The 15,806-nt window shown below is 59.0% G+C and carries 11 protein-coding genes and 1 pseudogene; 9 read left to right on the top strand and 3 right to left on the bottom strand.

Features of this window, described 5'->3' with window-relative positions:
• Both AABM55_RS02235 and AABM55_RS02230 read left to right on the top strand, forming a co-directional pair.
• Positions 1-1,803 carry an acyl-CoA dehydrogenase gene (locus AABM55_RS02235; RefSeq protein WP_347928707.1) on the top strand — a complete coding sequence of 601 codons (1,803 nt, stop codon included), beginning with the start codon at positions 1-3 and terminating at the stop codon, positions 1,801-1,803.
• Positions 1,804-1,978: 175 nt separating this feature from the next.
• A complete protein-coding gene (locus AABM55_RS02230; RefSeq protein ID WP_347928706.1) occupies positions 1,979-2,701 on the top strand; it encodes a hypothetical protein in 723 nt (240 codons plus the stop codon).
• Positions 2,702-2,758: 57 nt separating this feature from the next.
• Here the strand turns inward: AABM55_RS02230 and AABM55_RS02225 are convergent, their stop codons facing one another.
• From AABM55_RS02225 to AABM55_RS02215, 3 genes are all read right to left on the bottom strand, one after another.
• Entirely contained in the window at positions 2,759-4,696 is a 1,938-nt protein-coding gene (locus tag AABM55_RS02225; RefSeq protein WP_347928705.1) for a methyl-accepting chemotaxis protein, read from the bottom strand.
• A 99-nt stretch (positions 4,697-4,795) separates the two neighbouring features.
• A complete protein-coding gene (locus AABM55_RS02220; RefSeq protein WP_054595286.1) occupies positions 4,796-5,098 on the bottom strand; it encodes a cell division protein ZapA in 303 nt (100 codons plus the stop codon).
• On the bottom strand, positions 5,095-5,325 hold the full coding sequence (locus tag AABM55_RS02215) for a hypothetical protein (RefSeq protein ID WP_019691434.1): 231 nt from the start codon (positions 5,323-5,325) through the stop codon (positions 5,095-5,097). Before AABM55_RS02215 ends, AABM55_RS02220 begins: the two co-directional genes overlap by 4 nt.
• A 274-nt stretch (positions 5,326-5,599) precedes the next feature.
• Here AABM55_RS02215 and AABM55_RS02210 point away from each other — a divergent pair, with 274 nt between their 5' ends.
• The 7 genes and pseudogenes from AABM55_RS02210 to AABM55_RS02180 all read left to right on the top strand — a co-directional run.
• The gene (locus AABM55_RS02210; protein WP_054595285.1) at positions 5,600-7,225 is read left to right on the top strand and encodes a methyl-accepting chemotaxis protein; all 1,626 of its coding nucleotides are present in this window, start codon (positions 5,600-5,602) and stop codon (positions 7,223-7,225) included.
• Positions 7,226-7,514: 289 nt separating this feature from the next.
• Positions 7,515-9,257, top strand: coding sequence for a potassium/proton antiporter (locus AABM55_RS02205; RefSeq protein ID WP_103317206.1), 1,743 nt, complete (start codon positions 7,515-7,517; stop codon positions 9,255-9,257).
• Between the two features lie 34 nt (positions 9,258-9,291).
• Positions 9,292-12,639 carry a mechanosensitive channel MscK gene (gene mscK, locus AABM55_RS02200; protein WP_347928704.1) on the top strand — a complete coding sequence of 1,116 codons (3,348 nt, stop codon included), beginning with the start codon at positions 9,292-9,294 and terminating at the stop codon, positions 12,637-12,639.
• 58 nt (positions 12,640-12,697) lie between these two features.
• Positions 12,698-14,161, top strand: a complete 1,464-nt coding sequence (gene selO, locus AABM55_RS02195) for a protein adenylyltransferase SelO (protein ID WP_347928703.1) — start codon at positions 12,698-12,700, stop codon at positions 14,159-14,161.
• 61 nt (positions 14,162-14,222) lie between these two features.
• Complete coding sequence (locus AABM55_RS02190; protein WP_103317200.1) at positions 14,223-14,582, top strand: hypothetical protein; 360 nt, start codon at positions 14,223-14,225, stop codon at positions 14,580-14,582.
• Between the two features lie 335 nt (positions 14,583-14,917).
• On the top strand, positions 14,918-15,556 hold the full coding sequence (locus AABM55_RS02185; RefSeq protein ID WP_146039820.1) for a hypothetical protein: 639 nt from the start codon (positions 14,918-14,920) through the stop codon (positions 15,554-15,556).
• 31 nt (positions 15,557-15,587) lie between these two features.
• Positions 15,588-15,803: pseudogene (locus tag AABM55_RS02180) on the top strand (hypothetical protein); the annotation flags it as partial.
• Positions 15,804-15,806: the final 3 nt, after the last annotated feature.

Genomic DNA, 15,806 nt, shown 5'->3' with positions numbered 1-15,806 from the left:
ATGTCCGAGACGTTGCTCAGTTCCCGCAATCTGGCTTTCGAGCTGTATGAAGTCCTTGATGCCGAGGGCCTGACCCTGCGCGAGCGTTTCGCCGAGCACAATCGCGAGACGTTCGACGCCGCCATTGGTACGGCGCGCAGCCTTGCCGAGAAGTTCTTTGCCCCGCACAACCGCAAGGGTGACGAGCACGAACCGCGCTACGAAGACGGCAAGGCGATCCTGATTCCGGAAGTGAAACCTGCGGTGGATGCATTCCTCGAAGCCGGCTTTCTCAACGCCGCACGCAGTTTCGAGGCCGGCGGCATGCAGTTGCCGACGCTGCTGTCGCAAGCTTGCTTCGCGCACTTCCAGTCCGCCAACGCCGCGACGACCTCCTACCCGTTCCTGACCATGGGCGCGGCCAACCTGATTGAAAGCTTCGGCACCGATGAGCAGAAACGGCGCTTCCTGCAACCGATGATCGACGGCCGCTTCTTCGGCACCATGGCCCTGACCGAACCTCACGCCGGCTCCTCGCTGTCGGACATCCGCACTCGCGCCGAACCGGCCGCCGATGGCACATACCGACTCAAGGGCAACAAGATATTCATCTCCGGCGGCGACCACCCGCTGTCGGAAAACATCGTGCACATGGTGCTGGCCAAACTGCCGGATGCACCGGCCGGGGTGAAAGGCATTTCGCTGTTTATCGTGCCTAAATTCCTGGTCAACGATGACGGCAGCCTGGGCAAGCGCAACGACGTGCTGCTGGCCGGGCTGTTTCACAAGATGGGCTGGCGCGGCACCACCTCCACCGCGCTGAATTTCGGCGATAACGGCGAGTGTGTCGGCTACCTGGTGGGCAAGCCGCACCAAGGTCTGAGCTGCATGTTCCAGATGATGAACGAAGCGCGAATCGGCGTCGGCATGGGCGCGGTGATGCTCGGTTACGCCGGTTACCTGTACTCGCTGGAATATGCCCGCGAACGCCCGCAAGGTCGCCTGCCGGACAGCAAGGACCCGAACACTGCGCCGGTCTCGATCATTCAGCACGCCGACGTCAAACGCATGCTGCTGACCCAAAAGGCTTACGTCGAAGGCGCCTTCGACCTCTGTTTGTATGCCGCGCGACTGTTCGACGACACCACCACGCTGGAGACCGAAGCCGAGCGTAAACAGGCCCATGAATTGCTCGACCTGCTGACGCCGATCGTCAAATCCTGGCCATCGGAGTTCTGCCTGAAGGCCAACGAACTGGCGATCCAGATCCTCGGTGGCCACGGCTACACCCGCGAATACCCGGTGGAACAGTACTACCGCGACAACCGCCTGAACCCGATTCATGAAGGGACTCACGGCATTCAGTCGCTGGACCTGCTGGGTCGCAAACTGGCGCAAAACGGCGGCGCCGGGCTCAAGCAATTGATCCGACTGATCGCCAATACCGCCAAACGCGCCCATGCGTACGAATCATTAACGCCACTGCGTGAGCCGCTGGAAAAACTGGTGGCACGCCTGCAAACCGTGACCATCGGCCTGCTGACGGATCTGGGCCAAGGCAAGGTCAACAGCAGTCTGGCGAACTCGGCGCTGTATCTGAAAGTTTTTGGCCACACGGTGATCGGCTGGCGCTGGCTGGAACAGGCGATCTGCGCAGAAGAAGGGTTGGCCAAGGGCAATGCGGCGGATGTCGGCTTCTATAAAGGCAAGCTGCAAGCGGCGCGGTATTTCCTGACGTGGGAAGCGCCGGCTTGCCATCATGAACTGGCGATTCTTGAGGCGCGGGATGATGTTTGCCTGAACATGCAGGAAGAGTGGTTCTGATCCCTGACAGTAACTGAGCGGGTAGCCAACGTCGTATGTCAGTACGTGCACACCTGTCATATATGACAGGTGTGCACGTTAAGGATGCAGGATAAGGTATTTTCGCGGGACATCCAGTTTGCCCGGCAAGTATGGACTCAAGGTCCACCTCTTACCTCTAAACGAGCGAATCACCATGAACAACCAAACTTTCGAAGAGCGATCCATAAAGCTTTCAGGACTTATAACAAAGGATTACTGCATCCTCGCATCGATCTCAAATACGCCGTTGCGAAACGGAACTGTCTGGACGAATGAAAACTCAACTCTTTCCACAGTGATCACCAAAAACCATAACCGGATTTCTGATGAAGAAACGCAGATAAGCATTACATCGACTCCCGACAATGCTGAATCCAGTGTAAAAACATCAGCGACGGCGATGTTCGAAGTCACTTCGGCGGACGACCACTATCTAAGCACCCATCGTGTCACTTACAAAGAGTTTACGTACATCGGGCCCAATCAATGGAATGCAACGGTTTATGGCACCCCATTACGCAAGGAAACGCCAGAAATAAAAATAGACCCTTATGTAAAGCTCACTGACAATCAATTTTTCTTGTCGGCCAGGGTCAACGATGCCGTGAAGGATCAAGGTAACGTACGAATCACTGAAAAGAGACACATAAAGGCAGACAACAACACTTACATCAATGAAATTATAACTCCGACCAAACGTTATAGTAACAATGTATCGATCACACAAGACGACATGTTCAGAACGCTGGCTGCAGACGATATCTACATTGATGAACAAGCAGCAGAATGGCGAGTTAAGGTAAAGTGGGTTTTTTACTTGCTGACAATGAGCGGGGTCGATTTTTATGGGCGGGAGATCTTGTTGATAAAGGTGTAGTTGCGGTCTTGCAGACGCGCTCTTATCGGCGCGTCTGCAAGACCGAAACGATCAGGTTCAACTCAACCGAAACCCACCCATCTGCCGCGCCAAATCATCCGCCAACCGCTGCAACGTCTGGCAATCCTCCCGACACGCCCTCACCTCACCCGCCGTAGCCCGCGCCAGATCGGAAATCCCCTGCACGTTGCGGTTGATCTCTTCAGTCACCGCCGACTGTTCTTCGGTGGCCGTCGCCACTTGATGGTTCATGTCGCTGATGCGCTCGACCTGCCCGGTAATCGCCGTCAACGACGCCCCGGTGCGCTGGCTCGACTCCACGCCGGTTCCGGTCGCCGCTTGCCCTGAGTGCATCGACGACACGGCATTCTCCGCACCCTGCTTGAGGCTGCCGATCATCTGCTGGATTTCATCGGTGGACGATTGCGTACGGCGTGCCAGTGTCCGCACTTCATCCGCCACCACTGCAAAGCCGCGGCCCATGTCTCCGGCCCGCGCGGCTTCAATGGCTGCGTTCAATGCGAGCAAATTGGTCTGCTCGGAGATCCCGCGAATCACCGCCAGCACCTGATCAATGGACGCAACCTGCGTCGCCAGCTCGCCGACAGCACTGGCCGCAATACCGATTTCATCGGACATGCTTTCGATATGCCGAATGGAACCGCCGACCACTTCACGCGCCTGCAAGGCTTCATCGCGGGCGGTTTGTGAGGCGACCGCCGCGTTGCCGGCGTTCTGTGCAATTTCCTGCACGGTGAGGCCCATCTCGTGCACGGCAGTGGCGACCATGTCGGTCATTTCCTGCTGCCGACCGGAACGCTCGGCAGTGTTCTCCACCACTCGCGCAACCTGCCCGACAGCCGTGCGCAAACGCTCGCTGGTGGCCAGCACTTCGCCGATCATGTTGCGTTGATTTTCAAGGAACCGGTTGAAGCCGCGAGCCAGATCACCCAGCTCATCGGCACGACTGGAATCTAACCTGTGGGTCAAATCGCCACCACCGCTACCAATCGCTACCAGTGCCGCTGTTACCTGCCGGATCGGCCGCACCAGGCCACGAGCCAGCAACACCACCAATAACAGGCACACCAGTGCAACGCCCAGACCGATGGCACTGGTCAGCCACATCGCCTGTCGGGCCTCGGCGTAAATTTGCGATTGCGGCACTTCGGCCACCAGCGTCCAGCCCAGATCGCGTAATGGCAGGCTCAGGGCCAGGTAGTCCTCACCATCGCGCACAAAGCCGCTGCTGGTCGGGCCTTGATGGCCCATCACCGCTTGCGCAGCCGAGTCGCCGATCTGTTCGGCCAACTGGCGTTTGTTGCTGAGTCCGGCCTCGGGATGGACCTGGATCAACCCGTCGGAACGCACCAGATAGACCTTCCCGCGCTCGCCGAAGCTGAAGTTGTGAATCAGCTCCGAGAGTTCCTTCATGCTCAGGCCCAGCCCGGCAACACCCACGACTTTGCCGCCCTGCGAGACCTTGAGGTCAATGAACAAGGCCAATTCGCCGGTCGCCGTGTCTTTGTCGATATTAAGGGTGCGCGGCTGGTTGCCGTCGAGGAAGGCGTAGAACCAGGCGTCTGCGGGATTGGATCGACTGAGGGTCCGATCAAGCCCTTTTTCGGTGAAGTAGTGGCCCGACGCAGTGCCTGCGATCAGCGCGGTAAAGGCTTTATGCTCGGCGCGGATATCTTCCAGGTAGCTGACGAAGCCGCTGGCCCGGTCGGCGTTTTCTCCTTCGGCCAACCACTCGCGCACCATGCTGTTGCTGGCGATGTCCTTGGCCGCGGTGAGCGGCTGGACCAGAATCCGCTCGATGTCGTTGCGCATCGCTTCGATGCTCGACGGCAGCGCTTGCTCGACCAGATAGCGCTGGGCAAGGCGGTTGACCACCAGGGTATAAATGCCGACCACGATCAGAATACTGACCAGCAGGGCGGTGCCCATACTCAGGATCAACTGCCATTGAATACTGCGTCGCCAGAACTGCATGAAGCACCCCCAAAGAGTAAGAGGCAAAACTACTGCAACAGCTGTGCCGATTGTATACAACTCAATCGACAATCTACTCTTTGGTTGTGCGCAAGCTGATCAAGCCTGATTGATCGTCTTCGAAATCACTTCAACCGTGGCGCTGACTTGCTCTTGGTAACGGTCGAGTTCCCGCTGATGACGTTTCTGCATTTCGAGTTGCTGCGAGCACAGGTTCATTGCCGTCAGCACCAGCAGTTTGTCCCCGATCAGGGTCGGGTATTTCTTTTTGGTCTCGGCCAGCACCGCTTTCAACATTAATGCGGCGTCCAGCAGGGTCTGCTCTTCCCCGGCCGGCGCCTTGATCGAATAGTCTTCCCCAAGAATCGAGACGACTTTTATCCCGTCGGCACCATGTCTCATGCGTTCACAGGACCTGCGCTCACGCGCTCAACCAGCGCCTGAATGCGCGCGACGGTGGCGCCCTGCTTTTCTTCCTGTTCCATCAGGCTCAGTTGCAGGCTTTCGTTTTCATCCTTGGCCTGGGCCAGTTCTGCGCTCAGGGTTGCGTTCGTGCCGAGCAGCTCCTGGTTCTGTTGCACCAGATCGCTGACCAGTTGTTCCAATTGGCTTAGGGATGCTTCCAACATTTTGATTTTCCGAGCATTTTCAAAGGGCGCGTACGATAAAGAAAAGTCACCACTGGCGCCAGGGTTATTCAGGCGTAAAGCCTTGATTTGCCTGGCGGCAACCTTGCTTGCGAGTTTTAAAGACTGCGATTGTCCGCTCTGGTTCCTGACAGCTCGTCAGTGCGACCAATCTGCGGCAAAAGCGCACAGCGGCTCAAGACTTTAGTCGTATGACCGATAAGTCATACATACCTCGTCTCAGACTCGTGCCAATGCGCGCTTTACGGTGAACACCATGTCCCTTCGCAATATGAATATCGCCCCCAGGGCGTTCGCAGGTTTCACCCTGATTGGCGCACTGATGTTGATTCTGGGTGTGTTCGCCTTGAACCAGATGAGCAAGATTCGCGCTGCCGGCGAAGACATCGTTCAGAACAGCGTGCCGAGCATCAAGGCCCTGGACGAGTTCACTCAACTCGGCCTGCGCCAGCGCACTCTGGCCTATCGCCTGCTGGTCAACCGCGAACCGGATATCCAGCAAAAAACCATGGAGTTGCTCGACACCCGCAGCCAGCAGATCCGTGCGGCGCAGACCGCCTATGAAAAACTGATCAGCAGCCCTCTGGAACGCACGACCTACGACCAGTACGTGCAATTGATGGGTCAGTACCGCCAGATTGAGGACCGGATGAAGACGCTGTCGCGTAATAACCAACTCGACGAACTGCGCACGCTTCTGAATACCGAATTGCTGACCAACTCCGATGCGATTAACACCACTCTGAACCGCCTGGTGGAGATCAACAACGATCAAGCCGCCGACTTCAACCAGAAAGCCGCCGACCAATATTCCTCCGCCTTCAATCTGGTAGTGACCCTGCTGGTGATCGCCACGGGTTTGACCCTGCTGTTTGCCTGGCTGCTGACCAACAGCATCACGCAGCCCATCGCCAAGGCACTGAGCGCGGCTGAAGAAATCGCCGAGGGCAATCTGACCCGACCGATCATCGTCGACGGTAGCGACGAAGCTGGCCGCTTGTTGCAGGCCATGTTGAAGATGCAGGAAAAACTGCGCGACACCCTGCAGCGGATCTCGGGTTCGGCGACTCAGCTGGCCTCCGCCGCCGAAGAGCTGAACAGCGTCACCGACGAAAGCGCCCGCGGCCTGACTCAGCAGAACAACGAAATCGAGCAAGCCGCAACGGCCGTCAACGAAATGACCAGCGCCGTGGAAGAAGTTGCGCGCAACGCAGTGAGCACCTCCGAAGCCTCGAAAAACGCCACCACTTCTGCCGGTGACGGCCGTGACCTGGTGCAGGAAACCGTCAGTGCCATCGAACGCATGAGCGCCGATGTACAGAGCACTGCCACGCTGATCGGCGATCTGGCCAACGAGTCGCGTGACATCGGCAAGGTGCTGGACGTGATTCGCGGCCTGGCTGACCAGACCAACCTGCTGGCGCTGAACGCCGCCATCGAGGCTGCGCGCGCCGGTGAAGCCGGTCGCGGTTTTGCGGTGGTGGCCGACGAAGTTCGCGCCCTGGCGCATCGCACGCAGCAATCGACCAGCGAAATCGAACGCATGATCGGCAGCATCCAGAGCGGTACCGAACACGCCGTTGATTCGATGCGCAACAGCACCGAACGCGCCGAATCGACCCTGAACATCGCCCGTGGTGCAGGACTGTCGCTGGACACCATCAACAGCGCCATCGTCGAAATCAACGAGCGCAACCTGGTGATCGCCAGCGCCGCCGAAGAGCAGGCCCAGGTGGCCCGCGAAGTCGACCGCAACCTGGTAAACATCCGCGACCTGTCGGTGCAGTCGGCCACTGGCGCCAACCAGACCAGCGCCGCCAGCAACGAGCTGTCGCGCCTGGCGCTGGACCTGAACAATATGGTTGGGCGGTTTAGCCTTTAACGGTCACTGAATACCCTGTGGCGAGGGAGCTTGCTCCCGCTGGGGTGCGCAGCAGCCGTAAAATTGCTGATGAGTTTTTTCTGGAAGACCGCAGCGTCTGTTTTCGGGCCGCTGCGCGCCCCAGCGGGAGCAAGCTCCCTCGCCACAATGATCGCGCCCGACCCAAGGGGCTGTGGTTGAGCGCCGTCAAAAGCTTTTTGACAGCATCACATTTCAACAGGTTAGAATCGCTGGCACGCAGACTGCATGGTCAGTTTGCGCCCGCCTTTAGCTTTCTGGAGTACTGCCATTGAATGCGACGACCATCAACAGCCTGTTCTTGATCGGCGCGTTGCTGGTAGGTGCGAGCATTCTGGTGAGCTCACTTTCGTCCCGCCTCGGGATCCCGATTCTGGTAATCATCCTGGCCGTGGGCATGGCTGCCGGCGTCGACGGCGGCGGCATCATCTTCGATAACTACCCCACCGCTTATCTGGTCGGCAACCTCGCGCTGGCCGTGATCCTGCTCGACGGCGGGTTGCGCACCCGGGTCGCGAGTTTCCGCGTGGCATTGTGGCCGGCGTTGTCGCTGGCCACCGTCGGGGTGCTGATCACCACCGTGCTGACCGGCATGGCCGCCGCCTGGTTGTTCAACCTGAACCTGATCCAGGGCCTGCTGATCGGTGCCATTGTCGGCTCCACCGACGCCGCGGCGGTGTTCTCGCTGCTGGGTGGCAAAGGCCTGAACGAGCGGGTGACCGCCAGCCTGGAAATCGAATCCGGCAGCAACGACCCGATGGCGGTGTTTCTCACCGTGACCCTGATCGACATGCTCGCCAGCGGCCAGACAGGTCTGCACTGGAGCCTGCTCGGGCACCTGGTCCGCGAGTTCGGTATCGGCGCGATCATCGGTCTGAGCGGTGGCTGGCTGATGCTGCAAATGGTCAATCGAATCCACCTGGCTGCCGGCTTGTACCCGATTCTGGTGATCGCTGGCGGTCTGGTGGTGTTCGCCCTGACCAACGCCTTGCACGGCAGTGGCTTTCTTGCGGTGTACCTGTGCGGCCTGGTGATCGGCAACCGTCCGGTGCGCAGCCGCCACGGCATTCTGCACATGCTCGACGGCATGGCCTGGCTGGCACAAATTGGTATGTTCCTGGTGCTGGGGTTGCTGGTGACACCTCACGACTTGTTGCCCATCGCCCTGCCCGCCCTCGGCCTGGCGCTGTGGATGATTCTGTTTGCGCGTCCGCTGTCGGTGCTGGTCGGCCTGCTGCCGTTCAAGGCTTTCCATGGGCGCGAAAAGGCCTTTATCTCCTGGGTTGGCCTGCGCGGTGCGGTACCGATCATTCTGGCGGTGTTCCCGTTGATGGCCGGGCTGCCGAATGCCCAGCTGTATTTCAACCTCGCGTTCTTCATCGTGCTGGTTTCGCTGCTGGTGCAGGGCACCAGCCTGCCGTGGGTCGCCAAGCTGCTGAAGGTGACTGTCCCGCCAGAACCCGCGCCAATCTCCCGGGCTGCTCTCGAAGTGCATGTCACCAGCGAGTGGGAGTTGTTCGTTTATCGCCTTGGCGCGGAGAAATGGTGCATCGGCGCCGCGCTTCGCGAGCTGAAAATGCCCGAAGGCACGCGTATCGCGGCGCTGTTTCGTGGCCAGCAACTGCTCCATCCGTCGGGTAGTACGGTACTCGAAGTCGGCGATTTGCTCTGCGTAATCGGCCATGAACACAACCTGCCGGCACTCGGAAAACTCTTCAGCCAGGCCCCCCAACGAGGTCTCGATTTGCGCTTCTTCGGCGACTTCGTTCTGGAAGGCGACGCCCAGCTGGGCGCGGTTTCAGCGCTGTACGGGCTGCAACTCGAAGGGGTCGATCCGGACATGCCGCTGGGTCGTTTCATCACCCAGAAAGTCGGCGGTGCCCCGGTGGTCGGCGACCAGGTGGAATGGAATAACACCATTTGGACTGTCGCAGTCATGGATGGGAACAAGATCGCCAAAGTGGGCGTCAGATTTCCCGAAGGAAGTCGCCCGGGCCCCGGATTGTTCCTCTAAACTCCTTTTTTCGTTACGTTTTCGATCGGTCTCTATGCCAACTTTGCGCACATTTTTAGCTATTGCCCTGCTAGGGCTGAGTCTCTCCGTCGGCACCCTGCAAGCGGCCGAACCACCGTCCGCCGAGTCTGTCCAGAAGAGCCTGGACAAGATCGCCGAGCGCAAGCTGCCCGAGGCCGATCAAAAAGCCCTGCAACTGGTGCTGCAACAGACGCTGACCCAGTTGTCCAATCGCGACGATTATGAAAAGCGTCTGGACAACCTCAAGCAGCAACTGAGCACGGCCCCCAAGCAGAACATCGAAAACCAGCGTGAGCTGGAGCGCCTCAAGGCCAGCAAAGCCGTACCGGTCGAGCAACGTTACGCCAACCTGTCGGTGCCACAACTCGAGCAGATGCTGACTGAACGCAGCACCCAGCAAAGCGATCTGCAAAAAGCCCTGGCCGATGCCAACAGCCTGATCATCACCGCCCAGACCCGCCCCGAGCGCGCCCAGGCCGAGATCAGCACCAGCCAGACACGCATCCTGCAAATCAACAGCATCCTCAAGCTGGGCAGAGACAACGGCAAAGCCCTGACGAATGAACAACGCGACACCCTCAACGCCGAGCTGGCAGCGTTGAATGCGCTAATCCCGCTGCGTCGTCAGGAACTGGCTGGCAACAGTCAACTGCAGGACCTGGGCAGCAGCCAACATGACTTGCTGCTGGAAAAAACCGCACGGATGGAGCGGGAGATCCAGGACCTGCAAACCCTGATCAACCAAAAGCGCCTGGCCCAGTCTCAACAGACGGTGACCCAACAATCGATCGAAGCGCAAAAGGCTGGCGGCAGCAATCTGCTGGCCACCGAAAGCGCCGCCAATCTCAAGCTCTCCGACTACCTGCTCAAAAGCACCGACCGTCTCAACGAACTGACCCAGCAGAACCTGCAGACCAAGCAACAACTCGACAGCGTGACCCAAAGCGACGCCGCGCTGGACGAGCAGATCAGCGTGCTCAAGGGCAGTCTGTTGCTGTCCAAGATCCTCTACAAACAAAAGCAGGCCTTGCCCCGCCTCAAGCTTGATCGGGACCTGGCCAATGACATCGCCGACATTCGCCTGTACCAGTTCGAGGTCAATCAACAACGCGAACTGATCAGCACGCCCGGCGCCTATGTGGATAACTTGCTGGCGAGCCAGCCACCCGATCAGGTCACCCCGCAACTGCGCAAGAACCTGTTGGACCTGGCTGTCACCCGCGCCGACCTGCTGGAGCGCCTGAGCCGCGAACTGAGTGCGCTGCTCAACGAATCCATCACCCTGCAACTGAACCAGAAACAGTTGCTCACTACCGCTCAGAACCTGCGCGCGACCCTCGACGAACAGATGTTCTGGATTCCCAGCAACAAGCCGCTGGATTTCGAATGGATGCGCGGCGTGCCGGACCGCCTGGAGAAACAGGTCGTCACTCTGCCGTGGGCTTCGAGCCTGAGCGAGCTGGCCGACGGCCTGACCCAGCGACCACTGCTGTTTCTGCCGCTGGTGCTGCTGATCGGCTTCCTGGTCTGGCGGCGCAAGTACCTCTATGCGCGACTGAACAAGGTGCACCAGGACATCGGTCACTTCAAACGTGACAGTCAATGGCACACACCACAGGCGATCCTGATCAACGTGCTGCTGGCAATGCCGGTGTCACTGGCCCTGGCGCTGTGCGGTTTCGCCTTGCAGATCGACGCCCGCGGGCAAAACGCCAACCTCGGCGCCGCCCTGTTGCAAATTGCCCAGGCGTGGCTGCTGTTCTATACCGCGTACCGGATACTTGCGCCGGGTGGCGTGGCAGAACTGCACTTTCGCTGGGAAAGACCGCAGGTGGAATTCCTCCGCGGCTGGATCCGTCGTCTTGGCCTGGTCGTACTGGCGCTGGTCGCCGTGGTGGCGGTGGCCGAATTACAACCGGCGGCCCTGACGGACGACGTAATCGGCATCGCCGTGGTGCTGACCTGCTACGCCTTGATGGCCTGGCTGCTCAGCCGCCTGCTGATCAACAGTCCGACCCATAACAGCGCCTCCCTGTTTCGCAAAGCTGTCGGCGTTCTATTCACTGTGCTGCCGATCGCCTTGTTTATCGCCGTGTGCTTTGGCTACTTCTACACCGCACTGAAACTCAGCGACCGGTTGATCAACACCCTGTACCTGCTGATGTTCTGGCTGATCATCGAAGCCACCTTTGTGCGCGGTCTGGCCGTCGCGGCGCGGCGCCTGGCCTACCAGCGCGCCCTGACCAAACGCCAGGCCGCCAAAGAAGCCGGCGACGGTGAAGCGGTCGTCGAAGAACCGACACTGGACATCGAGAAAGTCAACGAACAGTCCCTGCGCCTGATCCGCCTGGCCTTGCTCGGCGGCTTCATCGCTGCATTGTATTGGGTCTGGAAAGACCTGATCTCGGTGTTCTCATACCTCGACAACATCACGTTGTACGAATACACCAGCGGCGTCGGCGCCAACATGAGCATGGTGCCGATCAGCATCGGCGACATGCTTGGGGCGTTGATCATCATCGGTATTACCGTAGCCCTCGCGCGAAACCTGCCGGGGTTGCTCGAGGTGCTGGTGCTGTCCAAGCTCGATCTGGCCCAGGGCAGTGCCTACGCCACGACCACCCTGCTGACCTATGTGATTGCCGGTGTGGGTTTCGTTTCCACCCTGTCGACCCTCGGCGTGAGCTGGGACAAACTGCAATGGCTGGTGGCCGCACTCTCGGTCGGCCTGGGTTTCGGTATGCAGGAGATTTTCGCCAACTTCATCTCCGGGATCATGATCCTGTTCGAACGCCCGGTGCGGATCGGCGACACGATCACCATCGGCAACCTGTCAGGCACGGTGAGCAAAATTCGCATCCGCGCCACCACCATCACCGACTTCGACCGCAAGGACATCATTGTCCCGAACAAGACGTTCATCACCGGGCAACTGATCAACTGGTCGCTGACCGACACCGTGACCCGGGTCACCCTCAAGCTGGGCGTCGGCTACGATTCGGATCTGGAGCTGGTACGTACCCTGCTGCTCAGAGCGGCCATGGAAAACCCGCGCGTGCTGAAGGACCCTGCGCCCTCGGTGTACTTCCTGAACTTTGGTGAAAGCACCCTGGATCACGAGCTGCGTATTCACGTGCGCGACCTCGGCGACCGTAACCCGGCACTCGATGAAATCAACCGGTTCATCAACAGCGAGTTCAAGAAGCACGACATCAACATCGCTTTCCGTCAGGTAGATATCCACCTGAAAAACCTGACAGGCCAGGAACAGCTGTTGCTGACCAGCGATGCAGTCAAACCCGCCAAGGCTCCAAATACAGGCAAGACCCCACCCGAGCCGCCATCGGTACAACTCGACTGACTGGACGCCACGCGCCATTCCCCAGCAGAATGCTCGGACATTCTGCTGGAGATGGCCGTTGAAAGCCCTCGACGAACTGACCTTCGACAACCGCTTCGCCCGCCTGGGCGACGCGCTCTCAACTCATGTACTGCCTGAGCCCATCGGCGAACCACGACTGGTGGTTGCCAGCCCGGCGGCCATGGCCCTGCTCGACCTCGACCCGAGTGTTGCCGAAACGCCAGTGTTCGCCGAACTGTTCGGTGGTCACAAGCTGTGGGCAGAAGCCGAGCCGCGGGCGATGGTCTATTCCGGGCACCAGTTCGGTTCCTACAACCCACAATTGGGCGATGGTCGCGGGCTGCTGCTGGGCGAGGTCTACAACGAGGCCGGCGAACACTGGGACTTGCACCTCAAGGGTGCCGGGCAAACGCCGTACTCGCGCATGGGCGACGGCCGGGCGGTGCTGCGTTCATCGATTCGTGAGTTCCTGGCGTCTGAAGCGTTGCACGCACTGGGCATCCCGACCACCCGCGCACTGTGCGTCATTGGTTCGAACACCCCGGTCTGGCGCGAGAAACAGGAACGCGCGGCCATGGTCCTGCGCCTGGCAGCGAGCCATGTGCGCTTCGGGCATTTCGAATATTTCTACTACACCAAACGGCCCGAACAGCAGAAAGCCCTCGGCGAACACGTGTTGGCGATGCATTTCCCCGAGTGCCTGGAACAGCCGGAACCGTACCTGGCGATGTTCCGCGAAGTCGTCGAGCGCAACGCCGAGCTGATCGCCAAATGGCAGGCCTATGGCTTCTGCCACGGGGTGATGAACACCGACAATATGTCGATCCTCGGCGTCACCTTCGACTTCGGTCCGTTTGCCTTCCTCGACGATTTTGACGCCAACTTCATCTGTAACCATTCCGATGATCAGGGTCGCTACTCGTTCAGCAATCAAGTGCCGATCGGCCAATGGAACCTCAGCGCACTGGCCCAGGCCCTGACACCGTTCATCAGCGTCGAAGCCCTGCGCGAAACCCTCGGCCTGTACTTCCCGCTGTATCAGGCTCATTACCTGGACCTGATGCGCCGTCGCCTTGGCTTGACCACTGGCGAAGAAGGCGACCAGCAACTGGTCGAAAACCTGCTGCAACTGATGCAAAACAGCAGCGTCGACTACAGCCTGTTTTTCCGCCGTCTGGGCGATCAAGCCGCCGAGCTTGCCGTCGCCCGCTTGCGCGACGACTTCGTCGACATCAAGGGCTTCGATGCCTGGGCCGAGCGCTACTGCGCACGCGTCGCCCGCGACGGTAACAGCGATCAAGCACAGCGCCGCGCCCGCATGCACGCGGTCAATCCGCTCTACATCCTGCGCAATTACCTGGCGCAGAAAGCCATCGATGCGGCGGAGAGTGGCGACTATGCCGAGGTCCGCCGTCTGCACGCGGTACTGAGCAAACCGTTCGAGGAACAACCTGGGATGGAAAGTTATGCAGAGCGGCCGCCGGAGTGGGGCAAGCATTTGGAAATCAGTTGTTCGTCTTGAAACCCGTCAAGTACCGACCGGCCAGTTAAATGTTTACTCGAAAAATGAACAGGGACGTTCCATGCATTACCAACAGCATCTCAGCATCGGAGAACTGATCGGGCTTCTCAGACAACAGGAAAAAACCCTGCATTTCTGTGTCTATGGCACTCAGGATTCCAGCACCATCACCTTGCAAACCGTGTGCGTGATCGAAGCCTTTCCGCAAATCACCGACAACGACGAAGAAATCTATCCGGACTTTGTCATCCGCCAGGGTCTTGAGTTCTGGTTCAGTGACGACTTGCTCGAAGATGTGGTGATGAGTGCACTGCAGCACAAACCCTCGGTAACAGACGTCGAGTTGCTCAAGGCGATCAGGTATTACGCCGAGCACGATTGCTTCATGAGTTTTTACTGCCCCCCTCCTGCCACCCCGTAACAACACGCGACAAGGACGTTCCCGTGCAAGGATTGCTGTCTATCGGCATCATGCTGCTCCAAGTGCTGTCACTGGCGATTTTCATTGGCAGCATTTGGGCGTATCGCTTCAAATTCAAGTGGTTTCGTGGCTTACGCCAGTGGCGGGCTATGCATTGCTTACGGCATCAACATGTTACGGCGGATTCGCCAACGTCGGCCTCATGCCGAAGACGCTCAAACGCCCATTGCTGCAACGATGCCCCTTTCTAACCAAGACGAGGTATCGGAGTGATGAGCAATGGCGGCAAAAACGACTTCCTTGCACAAGAATCGGACTCGACTGAGCCCGCGCTCATGAGCTGGTCGATCAACGTTCAAACACGGCCGACCGGTGCATGGGATATCACGATGGCGTTGTTGGTGCTGTTCGGAGTCATCTCCCTGACATACGGCCTCTATGAAGAGCACTTCAGCGCACCCGGCGGTGAGGCAAAGTCCGTGCTGTTCAGCACTGGCTTTGGCGCGGCCTGGCTGTTCATCACCGGTTACCTGTGGACCATGGTGGTTCACCGCAAAATCACCTATCACTACAGCATCCACACCGGTAATGGTTGGTGCCTGCAGCATTTGGCCGTCCCGAACCATGCAGGCCGGATCCTTGAACTGCTGCAGATCGGCGTCCCTCTACTGAGTTTTGTTCTGATACTCGACAACCCGCCACTGACCTGGTTGCTCGCACTGCCCGTCGCAGTGACCCTGATAGGTCCACGCTCTTGGTTGGGATTGGACCTCAACACGCGCTCGAAAATCTCGGCACCCTGGAGCACCTGTCAACGCGTGCTAATCGACCGCCAAAATAACCGGGTTATCGCCTATCAGGCTGACCGCAATGACATGTTCGAGGTTTATCTGCCAGAACACCTGCTGGAGAGCTACCTGAAGACACTGAGTTCGTTACTGCCAAGCAATGCCCTGTTCGAGCAGGCTCACTAACTCCGCGCGCGATCCTGACAGCGCCACTGGCGAAGAAGACGACCAGCAACTGGTCGAAAACCTGCTGCAACTGATGCAAAACAGCAGCGTCGACTACAGCCCGTTTTACCGCCGTTTGGGCGATCAAGCCGCCGAACTTGCCGTCACCCGCTTGCGCGACGACTTCGTCGACATCAAGGGTTTCGATGCCTGGGCCGAGCGCCCGCCTGAGTGGGGCAAGCATCTGGAGATCAGCTGTTCGTCTTGAGGG

Origin of the sequence: Pseudomonas helvetica (assembly GCF_039908645.1) — a bacterium.
Lineage (GTDB): Bacteria > Pseudomonadota > Gammaproteobacteria > Pseudomonadales > Pseudomonadaceae > Aquipseudomonas > Aquipseudomonas helvetica.
Note: the sequence above shows the minus strand (reverse complement) of the source record. Positions and strands in the feature narration are given on the sequence as shown.

Bases quoted from the DNA above. Each gene is read 5' to 3' on its own strand.
- mscK (WP_347928704.1), top strand. From the start codon at position 9,292: ATGCCAACTTTGCGCACATTTTTAGCTATTGCCCTGCTAGGGCTGAGT.
- AABM55_RS02220 (WP_054595286.1), bottom strand. From the start codon at position 5,098: ATGAGACATGGTGCCGACGGGATAAAAGTCGTCTCGATTCTTGGGGAA.
- AABM55_RS02185 (WP_146039820.1), top strand. From the start codon at position 14,918: ATGAGCTGGTCGATCAACGTTCAAACACGGCCGACCGGTGCATGGGAT.
- AABM55_RS02215 (WP_019691434.1), bottom strand. From the start codon at position 5,325: ATGTTGGAAGCATCCCTAAGCCAATTGGAACAACTGGTCAGCGATCTG.
- AABM55_RS02210 (WP_054595285.1), top strand. From the start codon at position 5,600: ATGTCCCTTCGCAATATGAATATCGCCCCCAGGGCGTTCGCAGGTTTC.
- AABM55_RS02230 (WP_347928706.1), top strand. From the start codon at position 1,979: ATGAACAACCAAACTTTCGAAGAGCGATCCATAAAGCTTTCAGGACTT.
- AABM55_RS02190 (WP_103317200.1), top strand. From the start codon at position 14,223: ATGCATTACCAACAGCATCTCAGCATCGGAGAACTGATCGGGCTTCTC.
- AABM55_RS02235 (WP_347928707.1), top strand. From the start codon at position 1: ATGTCCGAGACGTTGCTCAGTTCCCGCAATCTGGCTTTCGAGCTGTAT.
- AABM55_RS02225 (WP_347928705.1), bottom strand. From the start codon at position 4,696: ATGCAGTTCTGGCGACGCAGTATTCAATGGCAGTTGATCCTGAGTATG.